This window comes from Mesorhizobium sp. LHD-90 (assembly GCF_030929505.1).
In the GTDB taxonomy this organism is placed as follows: Bacteria; Pseudomonadota; Alphaproteobacteria; order Rhizobiales; family Rhizobiaceae; genus Kumtagia.
In genome coordinates this window covers 279617-294209 of the sequence record NZ_JAVFVV010000003.1, presented here as the reverse complement: position 1 = coordinate 294209, position 14593 = coordinate 279617, and the positions used below count along the sequence as shown (strand labels likewise).

General features: G+C 64.8%; 14 protein-coding genes. 4 read left to right on the top strand and 10 right to left on the bottom strand.

All coding sequences use genetic code 11. The annotated features are described in order from the left end of the window. The first annotated feature begins 161 nt into the window (after window positions 1-161). Window positions 162-1031 carry a LysR substrate-binding domain-containing protein gene (locus RB623_RS05430; protein ID WP_308055745.1) on the top strand — a complete coding sequence of 290 codons (870 nt, stop codon included), beginning with the start codon at window positions 162-164 and terminating at the stop codon, window positions 1029-1031. Between the two features lie 75 nt (window positions 1032-1106). Here RB623_RS05430 and RB623_RS05425 read toward each other — a convergent pair whose 3' ends face one another. The 3 genes from RB623_RS05425 to RB623_RS05415 all read right to left on the bottom strand — a co-directional run bounded on the left by RB623_RS05425 (window position 1107) and on the right by RB623_RS05415 (window position 3035). Beyond that, on the bottom strand, window positions 1107-1595 hold the full coding sequence (locus RB623_RS05425) for a hypothetical protein (protein WP_308055744.1): 489 nt from the start codon (window positions 1593-1595) through the stop codon (window positions 1107-1109). 125 nt (window positions 1596-1720) lie between these two features. Then, on the bottom strand, window positions 1721-2362 hold the full coding sequence (locus RB623_RS05420; RefSeq protein WP_308055743.1) for a DapH/DapD/GlmU-related protein: 642 nt from the start codon (window positions 2360-2362) through the stop codon (window positions 1721-1723). A gap of 184 nt (window positions 2363-2546) precedes the next feature. Beyond that, window positions 2547-3035 (bottom strand): CreA family protein, encoded by a 489-nt coding sequence (locus tag RB623_RS05415; RefSeq protein ID WP_308055742.1) that lies wholly within the window; start codon window positions 3033-3035, stop codon window positions 2547-2549. 185 nt (window positions 3036-3220) lie between these two features. On the opposite strand from RB623_RS05415, the gene RB623_RS05410 reads away from it, so the two are divergent. Then, window positions 3221-3799: an SCO family protein gene (locus RB623_RS05410; protein ID WP_308055741.1), complete on the top strand. Its 579-nt coding sequence runs from the start codon at window positions 3221-3223 to the stop codon at window positions 3797-3799. A gap of 10 nt (window positions 3800-3809) precedes the next feature. Further along, window positions 3810-4682, top strand: coding sequence for a 50S ribosomal protein L11 methyltransferase (locus RB623_RS05405; RefSeq protein ID WP_308055740.1), 873 nt, complete (start codon window positions 3810-3812; stop codon window positions 4680-4682). A gap of 46 nt (window positions 4683-4728) precedes the next feature. Here the strand turns inward: RB623_RS05405 and RB623_RS05400 are convergent, their stop codons facing one another. Continuing rightward, window positions 4729-4905, bottom strand: coding sequence for a hypothetical protein (locus RB623_RS05400; RefSeq protein ID WP_308055739.1), 177 nt, complete (start codon window positions 4903-4905; stop codon window positions 4729-4731). A 202-nt stretch (window positions 4906-5107) separates the two neighbouring features. On the opposite strand from RB623_RS05400, the gene RB623_RS05395 reads away from it, so the two are divergent. Then, window positions 5108-6952: an aminopeptidase P family protein gene (locus tag RB623_RS05395; protein WP_308055738.1), complete on the top strand. Its 1845-nt coding sequence runs from the start codon at window positions 5108-5110 to the stop codon at window positions 6950-6952. A gap of 106 nt (window positions 6953-7058) precedes the next feature. Here the strand turns inward: RB623_RS05395 and ydiK are convergent, their stop codons facing one another. From ydiK to recN, 6 genes are all read right to left on the bottom strand, one after another. Next, window positions 7059-8135, bottom strand: a complete 1077-nt coding sequence (gene ydiK / locus RB623_RS05390; RefSeq protein ID WP_308055737.1) for an AI-2E family transporter YdiK — start codon at window positions 8133-8135, stop codon at window positions 7059-7061. A gap of 233 nt (window positions 8136-8368) precedes the next feature. Next, entirely contained in the window at window positions 8369-8707 is a 339-nt protein-coding gene (locus RB623_RS05385) for a hypothetical protein (protein WP_308055736.1), read from the bottom strand. 12 nt (window positions 8708-8719) lie between these two features. Next, complete coding sequence (locus RB623_RS05380) at window positions 8720-9016, bottom strand: AzlD family protein (protein WP_308055735.1); 297 nt, start codon at window positions 9014-9016, stop codon at window positions 8720-8722. Then, window positions 9013-9738: an AzlC family ABC transporter permease gene (locus RB623_RS05375; RefSeq protein WP_308055734.1), complete on the bottom strand. Its 726-nt coding sequence runs from the start codon at window positions 9736-9738 to the stop codon at window positions 9013-9015. Before RB623_RS05375 ends, RB623_RS05380 begins: the two co-directional genes overlap by 4 nt. A gap of 727 nt (window positions 9739-10465) precedes the next feature. Next, window positions 10466-12682 (bottom strand): NAD-dependent DNA ligase LigA, encoded by a 2217-nt coding sequence (gene ligA, locus RB623_RS05370; RefSeq protein ID WP_308055733.1) that lies wholly within the window; start codon window positions 12680-12682, stop codon window positions 10466-10468. Window positions 12683-12764: 82 nt separating this feature from the next. Then, entirely contained in the window at window positions 12765-14435 is a 1671-nt protein-coding gene (gene recN, locus RB623_RS05365; protein WP_308055732.1) for a DNA repair protein RecN, read from the bottom strand. Between the last annotated feature and the right edge of the window lie 158 nt (window positions 14436-14593).

Genomic DNA, 14593 nt, shown 5'->3' with positions numbered 1-14593 from the left:
CGCGAAAGCGACGCGCACATCTCCCACTTGCCGACATATCTGTAAAATCGTTATTTTGTATCCATCTATAAGTTTTTCTGAAAATGTGCTTTTGGTCCGGCGATCTGGACACGTTCCGGCTCCGGCCGCAAGCCGCAGTGAGGATCCGGAGAGGACATCCGATGCGCTACGTGCAATTGCGGGCCTTTCATTACGTCGCCATCTCCGGCGGTTTTTCACGCGCGGCGGAAGAACTTCTGCTGACGCAGCCGGCGATCTCCGACCAGGTGCGCAAGCTGGAGGAAGAGTACGATGTGCTGCTGTTCAACCGGCAACGCAAGCAGGTGGTGCTCACGCCGGCCGGCGAAAAGCTTCTCGTCATCACCCGCCGCCTGTTCGACAACGAGCAGCAGGCGCTTGAGCTTCTGTCGGAATCCCGCGCCCTGCGCGCCGGCACCTTGCGCATCGTCGCCGATGCCGCCCACCATCTCCTGCAAATCCTCCGCGAGTTCCGCCGCCGCTATCCCGGCGTAAGAATCTCCGTCCGGTCCGGCAATACCGAGACGGTGATGCAGAGCCTCTACGGCTACGAGGCCGACATCGGCGTGCTTGGCGAAATCCCGGCGGCCCGCGATTTCGAGGTCGTCACCCTGAACTCGACGCCAATCGTCGCCTTCGCGGTAGCCGATCATCCTGCCGCGAAAGCCAAGTCGTTGACTTTCAAGCAACTGGCGGACCTGCCGCTGGTCATGCGCGAACGTGGCTCGAAGACGCGCCGCAAGCTGGAGGACGGCGCCGCCGAGGCCGGCGTGGAGCTGCGCCCGACCATCGAGGCGGAAGGCCGCGAGGCGGTGCGCGAGATCGTCGCCTCCGGAGCCGGGGTCGGTTTCGTCTCCGCCGCCGAATTCGGCCAGGATTCCAGGCTGGTGAAAATTCCGATCGACGCACCCGGCCTGCTGATGGACGAAGCGCTGATCTGCCTCACCGAACGCAGCGGCGGCAAGCTCGTGCGCGCCTTTCTGGAAATCGCCCGGTCGGCGGCCAGCCACTAACCTACTCAATTCCCGGCAAAAAAGTGCCGGCCAAAAGGCCGGCACAGATGTCACGCAGGAGAGATCGATCGGCGGTCAGCCGCCATAGGTGTAGACGACCAAAGTCCCATCGGGCATGACCTGGCTTGCCACGACATTGTCGGGCATCACCCTCTGCTCGGTCAGCCTTGTGCTGACGACGGTGTTCGCTACCAGAGCGGCGCGGAGGTCGCTCATCGGCTTCGCATTCTGGCTCATCGCTGCGTCGAACGCCTGCTTGTCGGCGCTCGCCCAGTCGTCGACCCGCACCACCGTCACCGACGACACCGCGGAGATCGTCTGGATCTGGCCGGCAGTGGTCGTACCCGCCGCCATCACCGGCGTCAGTGTTTGCAGGTCGCCGATGCTGGCGGTGGTCATGGTATCGGTATCGCTCTCGGCATTGAACTGCTGCGAGCCCGGGTTGATCTGCGTCTGGCCGGTGGAATCGGGGTCCTTGGCCTGTGCCGGGCTCTCGGCGAAGGCGGGAGCGGAAAAGGCGGCGAGCGCCGCCACGGAGGCGGCATAAAAGAGGCTGCGTTTCATCGTGAATCTCCTCAGATAGTCCCTCGCGGCGTCAACCCGTGGGGATGGAGATGGTTCCCGACAAACCCCGGCTCGCCGCACCGGCCCACGCGGCGAACCCCATGCGCTTGAAACGAAAGCCGCGGCTAACCGAGCTTCGCTTCCCAGCGGTCCAGAAACGCCTCGATCGGCATTGCCTGCATGTCGGGAATAGCCTCGAACAACGTCCCGACCGGCCAGTCCCACCAGGCCAGTTTCTCGATGCGCCGGCAGGTGGCGTCCGTGAAACGCCGCCGCAGCACCCGCGCCGGTATGCCGGCGACGATCGTGAACGGCTCGACGTCGTGCGTCACCACCGCATTGGCGCCGACCACCGCGCCGTTGCCGATCGATACGCCCGGCATGACGACGGCGCCGTGGCCGATCCACACGTCGTGGCCGATCGTCACCTGCTTGCCCTGCCGGCGTTTGCGAAACTCCTCGTCGACGCCGAGGTAGCGAAAATATTCGTTCGGCCGGTAGCTCAGCTTGTGCTGGGTGATGCGCTCGACCGGATGTTCCAGTGCGTTGATGCGCGTATTGGCGGCGATCGAGCAGAATTTTCCGATCGAGGTGTAGATCGCCTCGGCGTGGCGCTCGAAATAGGAAAAGTCGCCGACGCTGACCTCGCGCAGGACCACCCGCTCGCCGATCGCCGCATACCGACCGAGCCGGCAGGATTTCAGCTCTGCGGTCGGGTGAATGCGCGGCTCGGAATCCTTGAAGCGGAGGTCCGGATCGATATCCATGGGCGCGCTTTACTTGGCCCGGAAATCGGCGGCAAGCCCCAGTGGTGTGTTGAGATTCAGGTCAGGCTGAGCCGAAAATGGTGGCTTCCGAGAACCGGAGCGGAGCGTACTTTTGGGTACGTGCGCACCGGAAGCGCAGAAAGCCGCCGTTTGCAGGCCAGCCTCACCTGAATCTCGACACACCCTACTGCGGCTTGCCGTTCGTCCACACCACTTCCCGGCCGTAGAGCGGCACGGTCGAGATCGCCATTTTCGCCGAGCCGTCCTGCACCTGCCGCGAATGCGAGAGATAGATCAGCGTGTCGTTGGCCTTGTCGTAGATGCGGTTCACCACCTGCTTCTTCCAGATCAGGCTGATGCCCTGCTTGAACACCTCCTCGCCCCCCTCGCCGAGTTCGATGTCGCGAATGGCGATCGGCCCGGTCTGGCGGCAGGAGATGGCGGAATCCGACGGATCCTCGAACCAGTTGCCCTTCTGCAGCCGGTCGACCACACCGCGATCGAAATAGGAGACGTGGCAGATCACGCCGTCGACCTTCGGGTCCTTGATCGCCTCGACGATGATGTCGTTGCCGAGCCAGTCGACCCCGACCTCGCCGACCTGCTGGGCCCGGGCCAGTTCGGAAGACGCGGAGATGACGGCGGTGGAGATCAGGATTGCGAGCAGGCGCATGGAGGCCCTCCGTTGGACGACTGATGCAGACGTGGGAGCGCCCGCCCGCCAAAACAAGCCTGTCCTTGCCACAGCGTCAACATGGCCTCTTTCGCGACATCGCGGTGAAGGCTATTTTCGGCATATGGCTCCGTCGCCCTTCCAGGGTCTCGGGCGCAACCAACCTCCGGCAGATGAAAAACCCCATGATGCGCAGCATTCTCATCGGCATTCTGGTCCTGATGGCGGCGGGCGTCGGCTGGCTTACCTTCGACTGGCACCGCGCGCGCAACAGCGGCGAGGCATTCGGCGCGCCCTTCACCCTGGTCGACCAGAAGGGGGGAGAGATCACCGAGACCGCCTTCCGCGGCCATCCCTCGGCGGTCTTCTTCGGCTTCACCCATTGCCCGGAAGTCTGCCCGACGACCTTGGCCGAGATGGATGGATGGCTGAAAAAACTCGGCGAGGAAGGCCGCGACGTACGCGCCTATTTCGTCTCGGTCGATCCGGAGCGCGACACGCCCGAGATCATGAACACCTACGTCGGCAACGTCTCCGAGCGCATCACCGGCATCACCGGCGATCCCGAAAAGGTCGCGGCCATGGTGAAGGCCTTCAGCATCTATGCGCGCAAAGTGCCGCTGGACGGCGGCGACTACACGATGGACCACACCGCCACGGTGCTGCTACTCGACCGCAACGGCGGCTTCTTCGGCACCATCGCCTATGGCGAGGATTCGCAGACGGCCGTGACGAAGCTCAAGCGCCTGATCGCCGAAGGCTGATTTCGGCGCGATGGGGCAGACGAGGTTTTTCTTCACCGCCGCCAAGGCCGACGCCGAACGGCTGTTTCCCGCGTTCGAGGCCGAGTTCGAGGAGGACGGCCTGCCGCTTGCAAGGGTCGAGCTCGACGAAACCGCGGGCATCGACGAGATCTCGCTTTATGTCGACGGTGACCCGGGGGACACCGAAACCCGGATCAAGAAAATCCTGCGGGCGCTTGACGCTCCCCAGGATCTGTCGCGAGAAAACCTGCCCGACGTCGACTGGGTGGCGCGCTCGCTCGAAGGCCTGAAGCCGGTGCGCGCCGGCCGCTTCTTCGTCCATGGCGGACACGACCGGCATCGCCGCCGCATCGGCGATATCTCCATCGAGATCGAGGCAGGGCTCGCCTTCGGCACCGGCCACCACGGCACCACCGCCGGCTGCCTGGAGACGATCGAGAAGGTGGTGCGGCGCGAGCATCCGAGAAGCGCGCTCGACCTCGGCGCCGGCAGCGCTGTGCTCGCCATCGCCATCGCAAAAATGGCGCATATTCCGGTGCTGGCCACCGACATCGATCCCGTCGCAACCAAGGTCGCGGCCGAGAACGTCCGCCTGAACGGCGTTCCGGCGCTGGTGCGCACCGCCACAGCGCCGGGTTTCCATCATCCGGTTTTTAGCCTGGCCGGCCCGTTCGACCTGATCGTCGCCAACATACTGGCGCGGCCGCTGATGCAGCTCGCGCCGCAGATGGCGAGGCATGTCACGCCAGGCGGATCGCTGATCCTGTCGGGCATATTGGAGCGCCAGCGCGACGCGGTGCTGGCCGCTTATTCGGCGCAGCATTTCCGGCATGTCCGAACCCTGCCCCGCGAGGGCTGGGTGACGCTGCATCTCAAGCGCTGAGCCCCGCCGCCGGCCCTGGCCGCGGCGGCTTCGCTCGGCCAGCCCGTTACAGGTAATAGGCCCCGGCGCGCTTCTTGAGATCTGCCCGGCTGTAGCCGTGGGAGCGCAGGGTTTCGTCGTCAAGGCCAAGCAGCGCCGCGGCGACATAACGTTCCGCCTGCTTCTCGCGGGCCTGCATGTAGGCATCGAGGGCGGATCTGAAAAAGCCGGTTCTCGTGGTCATCGACGTTCTCCTTGTTCAGGATTCGCAGTCATGTCCTCCACATGAGAAAGGTAAGTTCTGCTGACCTTTTCCTGAAGTGCCAATTCGGCATGGATGCCATCTACAATTGCATACGCCGCCGCTGGACCAGCGCGCCCGAATTGCCACGGCGCATGCCTGCGGATACGGTCGCGCATTCGAATCCGCCGAGGAAACGACAGCCATGTTTCAGACCTTCGATGAAGTAAGCGATCCGACGCTGGGCGCGGGCCGCGTGGCGCAATTGCGCGAATGGCTCGCCGCCAAAAACCTCGACGGTTTCATGGTGCCGCGCTCCGACGAGCACCAGGGCGAATACGTCGCCGAGCGCTCGGAGCGGCTGAAATGGCTGACCGGCTTCACCGGCTCGGCCGGCGTCGTCATCGTGCTCTCCAGCCGCGCCGTGCTGTTCGTCGACGGCCGCTACACGCTCCAGGCTCGCCAGCAGGTCGATCCGGCGGTGTTTTCCATCGAAAGCCTGATCGCCAACCCGCCTCCCGACTGGCTGAAGGAGAATGCCGGCAAAGGTCTGCGCCTCGGCTTCGACCCATGGCTGCACACCATCTCCGAGGTGAAGGCGCTGCGCACGGCGCTTGAGGCCAAGGGTGGCGAGCTGATCGCCGTCGACAAGAATCCGATCGACGAATTGTGGAAGGACCAGCCGGACGCGCCGCTTCAGCCGGTGGAAATCCATCCCAACGCCCTTGCCGGCGAACTCGCCAGGGACAAGCTGGCGCGCCTTGCATCGGACATCGCCGCCGAAGGCGCCACCCACGCGGTGCTCACCGATCCCTCGTCGCTGGCCTGGACCTTCAACATCCGCGGCAACGACGTTCCGCACACGCCGCTGGCGCTCGGTTTCGCCATCCTCGCCGCTGACGGCGCGCACCGCATCTTCATCGACAAGCGAAAACTGTCGATCGAACCGAGGGCCTATCTGACGCAGCTCGCCGACATCAGGCCGCCCTCTGCCCTGGAGCCCGACCTTATCGCGCTGGCAAAAGCCGGCGCCCGCGTCGCGCTCGACCCGGTACTGGCGGCCGAGCAGCTTCGGCTCCTCGTCACCGCCAATGGCGGCACTGTGGTCGAGGCGGCCGACCCAGCGCGCATCCCGCGCGCCACCAAGAATGCGGCCGAACTCGCCGGCTCCCGCGCCGCGCACTGCCGCGACGGCGCGGCGATCGTAAAGATGCTGGCCTGGCTCGACCGCCAACAGCCGGGCACGATCGACGAGATCAGGACGGTCGAGCAACTGGAAGGTCTCCGCCGCGCTGTCGGCGAGGAGACGCAGATGCCGCTGCGCGACGTCTCCTTCTCCACCATTTCCGGCTCCGGCCCGAACGGCGCCATCATGCATTACCGCGTCTCGCGCGCCACCAATCGCGTACTCGCCGACGGCGAGCTGTTCCTGGTCGATTCGGGCGGCCAGTATCAGGACGGCACAACCGACATCACCCGCACGGTGCCGGTCGGTACGCCGACGGCGGAGATGAAGGAACGCTACACGCTGGTGCTGAAGGGGATGATCCGCATCTCCACGCTGCGCTTTCCGGCCGGCACACGCGGCTGCGACATCGACGCCTTCGCGCGCGTCGCGCTCTGGCAGCATGGGCTGGATTTCGCCCACGGCACAGGCCACGGCGTCGGCTCCTATCTCTCCGTTCACGAGGGACCGCAGCGCATCGCCAAGACAGGAACACAGAAGCTGCTGGCCGGCATGATCCTTTCCAACGAGCCTGGCTACTACAAGGAAGGCCACTACGGCATCCGCCTGGAAAACCTCATCGTCGTAACGCCGGAGGCGGCACTCCCCGGCGGCGACATCGCCATGCACGCGTTCGAGACGCTGACGCTGGCGCCCTTCGACCGGCGCATGCTGCAGCCGGAACTGCTCAACAAGGACGAGTTGCAGTGGCTGGACGCCTATCATGCCCGCGTGCTGGCAGAGATCGGCCCGATGCTCGACGGCGAAAACCTTGCCTGGCTGGAGAAAGCGGCAGCGGCGCTGCCGCACGACCACAAGGGGTGACGCAGCCGAAATAGATCCGGTTTCCTGGGGCATATGCGCGTTCAGTGGTAGTCCGACGGAAGGTCCATCCGCTTGCTTACTCACTCGCACGCCTGCGGGTCAGGACCTACCCACCTGCGGCCGGCGGCGATCCTTCATCGGCTTCGGCGATCCATGCATTCAGCAACGTGTAGGCGACCGCAAGCACGGTGGGGCCGATGAAAATGCCGAGAACGCCAAAGGCGATCAGGCCGCCCACGACGCCGGCGAGTATCAGCAGGAGCGGCAGGTCGGCGCCTCGTCGAATCAGGATCGGCCGTATGAACTGGTCGATGGTGGTGGCGACAAGCGTAAAGACGAGCAATACCGTGCCCGAAACGGCGTCGTTGGAATAATATAGCCACACGACGGTGGGAACCAGCACGAGGGCCGGTCCGAGCTGAATAAGGCAGAGGACGAACATCAGCGCGGTGAGCAGGGCGGCAAACGGCACGCCGACCACGGCGAGCCCGACGCCCCCGATGACACTTTGCGCCAGCGCGGTGACCACGACCCCTAGCGCCACGCTGCGGATGGCCTGGCCGGCCAGGTACACGGCTTTCTCGCCACGATCGCCAGCCAGCCGCCGGCCGAACCGCAGCAGTTGGGCGGCCGCTCGTTCGCCGCCGGTATACATCACGGCGGCAATGACGGCCGTCAGCAGGAACTGGACGAACATCCCGCCGACGTTCCCGGCTGCGGCGGCGACCCATTGCGTCAACGCGCCCGCATAGGGCATCAGGCGCGATGCCAGGTCGGCCACGCCGGATTGCCTGATCCTCTCCCATGCCTGCGCGATACTGTCTCCGATCAGCGGGAGCTGCCTTACCCAAGCCGGCACCTCCGGTATCCGCAGGGAAAGCGCTTTCCGGACCAGGTCGCCTATGACATCGATATTGGCGACGACAGTGCCGACCGCGAGCCAGAGCGGTATGATCAGCACCAGCAGAATCCCTACCGTCATGACAAGAACGGCAATTGCACGACGATTGCCGCAGCGGCGCTGCACCCACAGCATCACCGGCCAGGTGGCCAGCACCAGGGTCGTGGCCCACAGGATTGCCGGAAGGAAGGGCTGCAGTATCCAGAAGCTGGCGAGCAGCAGGCCGCCTATGAAGAGCACCAACAGCGTGGCGCGGCCGATATCCTGATTGTATGGCAGCATATGCTCGCACCCCTCAGCGTCGAGCTTGACCTTGATCCCCTATTGACTTGCGCTGCCTCGGTCCTGTCAAGCGCGACGCTTGCAGGCAACTCAGAGCCCGTCTCGAAACACGTCAGGGCGAGGCGAAAATGCGGGTTTCGAGAACCGGAGCGCAGCGTACGTGCAGGTACGTGAGCACCGGAAGCGCAGAAAATCGCATTTGCAGTCCGCCCTCACGTGTTTCGAGATGGGCTCTAAGCCCGGTCAGGCCCGCCGCCCGCCACGATCCGATAGTGGTCGACATTCTTCGGGCGCTCGACCAGGAAACGGTCGTCCTCGGGATAATACCGCGCGACTTCCGGATCGTCGCCGGCGAATGCCTTGATGGCATCGAGCGATGTCCACCAACTCAGCGTCGTCACTTCGCTGGTGCCGTCGCCGCGGGCGCGCAGGACCATCTGAAAGCCGAGGTTTCCGGGCGTCGATTTGTAATCCTCCAGCCCGGTCGCCTTGATGTAGTCGACATAGACCTGCTCGTCAGCGGTACGGATGACGCCGGTCCATTTGCGCAAGATCTTGGTTTCTCCGCTCATCGCTACCTCCTCCTATCCAATCACCTGCCGCAGCAAGATCAGCGTCGCAGCGCCGGCAAGGAACAGCGCCAGCATGCCGTAGCGCAGCGACACGACGGCCGTGACCACCAGCGCGATGAACTCGGCTGGTCCCGCCGTCAGCAGCGCCGGCGCCACCAGCGTGGTCAGCACCGCCGCCGGCACGGCGTTGAGCGCCGCCTCGACGCGCGGATGCACTGTCTCGAACCGCGACAACACCAAATGGCCGCCGATCCGCGTCAGGTAGGTCAGCGCCGCGCCCCACAGGGTGATCCACAGGATGGTGCTCATTTCAACGCATCCTTGCCGTTGCCGGGCACGAACAACGCGCCGAGGACGATGCCCGCCACCGCCCCCACCGAGACGTGCCAGGGCGAGCCGATGGTCTTGTAGGCGATCACCGAGACCACGCCGCTGACCAGCACCACCGGCAGCCACAGCGGCCGCTTGCGAAAACTCATGACCAGGCCGAGGAAATAGATCGGCAGCAGGAAATCGATGCCCAGCGCATGCGTGTCGGGGATCAGCTTGCCGAACATGGCGCCGAGCCCGCTCTCGATCACCCAGCAGACATAGATCGCCAGGCCCATGCCCATGTACCAGGCGAAGCCGACCTTCCCGCCGCTTTCGGCCTTGCGTTCAGCCTCGGCGAATTGCGGGTCGGTCAGCACGAAATAGCCGACCGCCTGCTGCCAGAGCGGCCAATGTGCCAGCCGCCGGCCGATCGAAGCGGAGTAGAGCACGTGGCGGAAATTGACCGCGAAGATCGACGCCACTACAAGCCACGGCGCGATGTTCTGGCCGAACAGTTCGATGCCGACCATCTGGCTGGCGCCGCCATAGATCAGCGCGCTCATCAGCACCGCTTCTGTAACGGTGAATCCGTTGTCCACCGCCAGCGCGCCGAACAGGATGGCAAACGGCGCCGAGGCGACGACCACCGGCAGGCCGAGCCGCACGCCCTGCCAGAAACTGCTTTCGGATGATCGCAATGCGATGGATTCGGTGGTCATGACACTCCCCGGAAACCGGGATAGCTATGTCAGCCCCCCTGCCCTGTCACACGAATTCGCTTGAGCCAAACGATCAGCGACGGTGAACCATGGTTCTGTTGACAGTGATTGCCCTTCTCTTGCGACTTGCTGCACGACCGACGCATTGGTGGGCGAAAACGGCGACGCGCGATATCTCTCCCCTTGCGGGAGAGAGTGAGGAATGCTTCCGCGAAGCGGATGATAAGCCCTTGAATGGGCTTATCAAATGACGAACGCCCGAAGGGCCGTTTCAACATCTTAGCTGGAGCAGGGCGAAGCCCGTCAGCGAAAGCTAAGTGTTAGAAATCGTAAGTGAGGGGCAATCGTCTTGTCGAATCTTAAGCGCCCTGTGATCGCGAGGGTGCCTGTGAATGCATGACCTTCTCCCGACCACACTTCCCGACGATACCGAAACAATGCCAGACCACCGGTACGGTGTCAAGGATTTTTTTCCTACACCTTCAACAATCGAACGAGACAAACGCCAAACTGCACATCGTCGCGTGGAAAGGCCGTTTCGGTGGCGTTGACCCCGTCTTTTTCGCCCGTTTTTGAAGCCCGAAACGCCGATCGGCCGCTACTGTCAGGACAACCCTTTGATCGGAAACGATATTGCCAACTTCATCGAAGACATCCCGAGTATTTTGAACGCCGTCCGATTTCTACGGTCTCTACAACCTTGAGATGAAATCGGCGCGTGCTATTTTCAAGCCTGCGCCACCCGCTCGAACCACTGGTCCTCGTCGATCACCTCGATGCCGAGGTCGGTCGCTTGCTTGAGCTTCGACCCCGCCCCTGGCCCCGCCACGACGAGATCGGTCTTCGCCGACACCGAACCGGCGACCTTTGCGCCGAGCCGCTCGGCCATCGCCTTCGCCTCGCCGCGCGACATCTTTTGCAGCGATCCGGTGAACACGACGGTCTTGCCCGCCACCGGGCTGCCGGCCGAGACGCTGACCACATAGGGTTTCGGGCGGACCTGGGCGAGCAATGCCTCGAGCACCGCGTCGTTGCGTTCGTTGCCGAAGAAATCGATGAGCGCCCCGATGACGGTATCGCCGATGCCGTTGATCGACGGGAAGACGGTGTGCGGGTCTTCGGCGGCAGCGGTCTCCTTGCCGACGCGGACAAATTCCTCGACCGTCGAAAACGTCTTGGCCAGCAGCGCGGCCGTGGTCTCGCCGATATGGCGGATGCCGAGCGCGAAGATGAAACGGTCGAGCTCCGGCTCGCGCCGCGCGTCGATCGCAGCAAACAGCTTGTCGAGTCCCTCGTAGGTGCGCTCCTCGGCCGACAGCACCTTCTTGCGCGCCGTGCCCTTGGCGGCCTCGCGCGCCTGCGCCTGCGCCTCGCGCTTTTCGAACAGCGCCCGCTGCACATCGGCGCGGCGGTCCTTCAGCGCAAAAATGTCGGCGGCGGTCTTGGTCAGCCCGGCATTGAAGAAAAGGTCGATGTTTTCCGTGCCGAGTCCCTCTATGTCCATCGCGCCGCGAGACACGAAATGGCGCAGCGCCTCCACCGCCTGCGCCGGGCAGATCAGCTCGCCGGTGCAGCGCCGGCGCGAATCCTCCTTGCCGGTCTTCTCGTTGATTTCGCGCGTCGCCGGCGATCCGCAGACCGGGCAGGTGTGCGGGAATTGATAGGGCACAGCATCGGCCGGCCGCTTTTCCAGTTCGACCCGCACGATCTGCGGAATGACGTCCCCCGCCCGCTGGATGACCACTGTGTCGCCGATGCGGATATCGATGGGCTCCTCGCCGCGGATCGGCAGCCCGTTGCTATCGATCCCGGCAATGTAGTCCTCGTTGTGGAGCGTGACGTTGACGACGGTGACGCCGCCGACAGTCACCGGGTCGAGCCGGCCCACCGGGGCCAGCGTGCCCGTGCGGCCCACCTGGATGTCGATCTGGCGCAGCACGGTGGTTGCCTGTTCCGCCGGGAACTTGTGCGCGACCGCCCAGCGCGGCTCGCCGGTGACAAAACCCCAGCGGCGCTGCAGTTCGAGCTGGTCGACCTTGTAGACGACGCCATCGATGTCGTAGCCGAGCGACGAGCGCTGCGCCTCGATGAGCTTGTAGTGCGCGATCAACTCCTCGACCGATTTGGCGCGGATCATCAGCGGGCTGATCTGAAAACCCCAGTTGGCGAATTTTCGAACCGACTCGTACTGCGTCGGCGCCGGGTCCTCGGTGGTGTAGCCCCAGGCATAGGCGAAGAATTTCAGGTTGCGGCTGGCGGTGACCGACGCATCCTTCTGGCGCAGCGAACCCGCCGCCGTGTTGCGCGGATTGACGTAGTCCTGGCCGCCGGCCGCCGCCGACCTTTCCTTCAGCGCCGCGAACTCCGCATAGGTCATGTAGACCTCGCCGCGGATCTCGATCGTCTCCGGCCAGCCCGCGCCCTGCAACCTATGCGGGATATCGGCGATGGTCTTCAGGTTAGCGGTGATGTCCTCGCCGACGGCACCGTCGCCGCGCGTTGCGCCCTGGACGAAAACGCCCTTCTCGTAGCGCAGCGAGGCCGACAGCCCGTCGATCTTCGGCTCGGCGGTAAAGGCGATGTCAAAATCCTTGTCGCGCTCGAAGAAGCGCTTCGCGCGTTCGAGAAAATCGACAACGTCCTGATCCGTATAGGCTTTTGCCAGGCTGAGCATCGGCACGGCGTGCCGCACCTTGGCGAATCCCTCCGCCGGCGGCGCACCGACCGAACCTGTCGGGCTGTCCGGCCGCACCAGGTCAGGGAAAAGCTGCTCGATCGCCGCATTGCGCCTTCTCAGCGCATCATAGTCCGCATCCGAAATGACCGGCGCGTCTTCCTGATGATACCGTCGGTCATGCTCGGCGATCTCCGCCGCCAGCCGGGCAAGCTCCTCGGCGGCTTGCTCCTGCGTCAGATCTTCAACGGGGATTTGAGTGGCGGCCATGGGGACAGTCTGCTTTTTTGAGGACGCGAACGCCGCAAAGTCTTCGGCAAAATCCCAAAAAAAGTAAACCGCTGCCGGCGCTTCAACTGACAGGCGATGTGGCGCTGAGCAGCCGCTCGGCCGCCGCCCGCGCCTCGTCGGTGATCGTCTCACCGGCGAGCATGCGAGCTATTTCCTCCTGCCGCGAGGCACGGTCGATTTCCGCCACGGTCGTTGCGACCCGCTCGGCGCCCGACTTGGAGATCAGAAAATGCGTCTCGGCGCGCGCCGCCACCTGCGGCGCGTGCGTCACCGTCAGCACCTGCACCTTTCGCGCCAGCCGGGAGAGCCGCTGGCCGATCGCATCGGCCACTGCGCCGCCGACACCCGAATCGATCTCGTCGAACACCAGCGTCGGCGCCGATCCGCGGTCGGCCAGCGCCACTTTCAGCGCCAGCAGGAAACGCGACAGTTCGCCGCCCGACGCCACCTTCATCATTGGTCCGGGCCGCGTGCCGGGATTGGTGCGCACCCAGAATTCGACCTGGTCGATACCTTCCTCAGCGCGGTTTTCCGCCTCGCTCGCCATCTGCACGATGAAGGCGGCGCGCTCCAGTTTCAGCGCCGGTAGTTCCGCCATGACGGCAGCCTCCAGGCCGGCGGCCGCCGATTTTCGCAGTTCGGAAAGATGCGCCGCATCCTTGTCGTAGGCGTCCCGCGCCGCCGCGGCCTGCCCTTCCAGCCCGTACAGCCGCTCCTCGCCGGCGTCCAGATCGGCGAGGTCGGCCACCATGGCGTCGCGCAGTTGCGCCAGGTCGTCGACCTGCACATTGTGCTTGCGCGCCAACGCCCGCAGCGCGAACAGCCGCTCCTCGGCGCGCTCCAGCCGCTCCGGATCGTACTCGGTAGCTCGCAGCGCGGCGTCCACGCCGGACTGCGCGGCGTCGAGCGAGATCAGCGCTTCGTCCAGTGACTTCACCACGTCGTCGAGCAGTTGCGGCGCCTCCTGCGCCTTGCGCTGCAGCCGCCGCAGCAGGCTGGCAAGCTGCGGCAGCGGCGAGTTGGCGCCCGACAGCACATCCTGCGCATCTTTGATCTCCGAGGCGATCTTTTCCACCCGCATCATCGAGGCGCGCATCTCGGCGAGGTCGCTCTCCTCGCCAGGCTGCGGATCGATCTTGGCCAGTTCGGCGACCGATGCGCGCAGGAAATCGGCTTCCCGCGCCGCTGCCTCGACCTTGGCGCGATGGCGCGCCAGTTCCTGCTCGGCGTCGCGCCAGCGCCGCCAGGCGAGAGCCACCGCCCGTGCCTCGCCGACATGGCCGCCGAAAGAATCGAGCAGGTCGCGATGCGCGCCGGCGTCCACCAGCGCCCGCTCGTCGTGCTGCCCGTGGATTTCCACCAGCGCCCGGCCGATGTCGCGCATCAGCGTCACGCTGGAGGGCTGGTCGTTGACGAAGACGCGGGTGCGGCCGTCGGCGGTCTGCACCCGCCGCAAGATAACATCGCCGTCGTCGTCCAGCGCATTCTCCGTGAGAATCGTCCGGGCTGGATGGTTGCGCGGCACGTCGAACACGGCGACCACCTGGCCTTGCGCAGCGCCATGGCGCACCAGCGAGGCATCGCCTCGCGCGCCGAGGGTCAGCGACAGCGCGTCCAACAAGATCGACTTGCCCGCCCCGGTCTCGCCTGTCAGCACCGAGAGGCCGGACGCGAAATCGATGTCCAGCCGGTCGATCAGGACGATATCGCGGATCGAAAGACGCGCCAGCATCACAACCCTTGAAGCTGAAGAATCGCTATCACAGCGCGGGGCAGAATGCGCAAAGACCCGCCAGCGGCCAATAGCATGATTTCGGAGTTGCACGCGACCGGCGCGAGGGATTCACTGCGGCCGACATGCGCGTCGAGAACCGGCGCATCCAAAAACGC

What these genes read in the sequence shown, in the direction of transcription:
- RB623_RS05430 (WP_308055745.1), top strand. Translation starts at nt 162, where the DNA reads ATGCGCTACGTGCAATTGCGGGCCTTTCATTACGTCGCCATCTCCGGC.
- RB623_RS05425 (WP_308055744.1), bottom strand. Translation starts at nt 1,595, where the DNA reads ATGAAACGCAGCCTCTTTTATGCCGCCTCCGTGGCGGCGCTCGCCGCC.
- RB623_RS05420 (WP_308055743.1), bottom strand. Translation starts at nt 2,362, where the DNA reads ATGGATATCGATCCGGACCTCCGCTTCAAGGATTCCGAGCCGCGCATT.
- RB623_RS05415 (WP_308055742.1), bottom strand. Translation starts at nt 3,035, where the DNA reads ATGCGCCTGCTCGCAATCCTGATCTCCACCGCCGTCATCTCCGCGTCT.
- RB623_RS05410 (WP_308055741.1), top strand. Translation starts at nt 3,221, where the DNA reads ATGATGCGCAGCATTCTCATCGGCATTCTGGTCCTGATGGCGGCGGGC.
- RB623_RS05405 (WP_308055740.1), top strand. Translation starts at nt 3,810, where the DNA reads ATGGGGCAGACGAGGTTTTTCTTCACCGCCGCCAAGGCCGACGCCGAA.
- RB623_RS05400 (WP_308055739.1), bottom strand. Translation starts at nt 4,905, where the DNA reads ATGACCACGAGAACCGGCTTTTTCAGATCCGCCCTCGATGCCTACATG.
- RB623_RS05395 (WP_308055738.1), top strand. Translation starts at nt 5,108, where the DNA reads ATGTTTCAGACCTTCGATGAAGTAAGCGATCCGACGCTGGGCGCGGGC.
- ydiK (WP_308055737.1), bottom strand. Translation starts at nt 8,135, where the DNA reads ATGCTGCCATACAATCAGGATATCGGCCGCGCCACGCTGTTGGTGCTC.
- RB623_RS05385 (WP_308055736.1), bottom strand. Translation starts at nt 8,707, where the DNA reads ATGAGCGGAGAAACCAAGATCTTGCGCAAATGGACCGGCGTCATCCGT.
- RB623_RS05380 (WP_308055735.1), bottom strand. Translation starts at nt 9,016, where the DNA reads ATGAGCACCATCCTGTGGATCACCCTGTGGGGCGCGGCGCTGACCTAC.
- RB623_RS05375 (WP_308055734.1), bottom strand. Translation starts at nt 9,738, where the DNA reads ATGACCACCGAATCCATCGCATTGCGATCATCCGAAAGCAGTTTCTGG.
- ligA (WP_308055733.1), bottom strand. Translation starts at nt 12,682, where the DNA reads ATGGCCGCCACTCAAATCCCCGTTGAAGATCTGACGCAGGAGCAAGCC.
- recN (WP_308055732.1), bottom strand. Translation starts at nt 14,435, where the DNA reads ATGCTGGCGCGTCTTTCGATCCGCGATATCGTCCTGATCGACCGGCTG.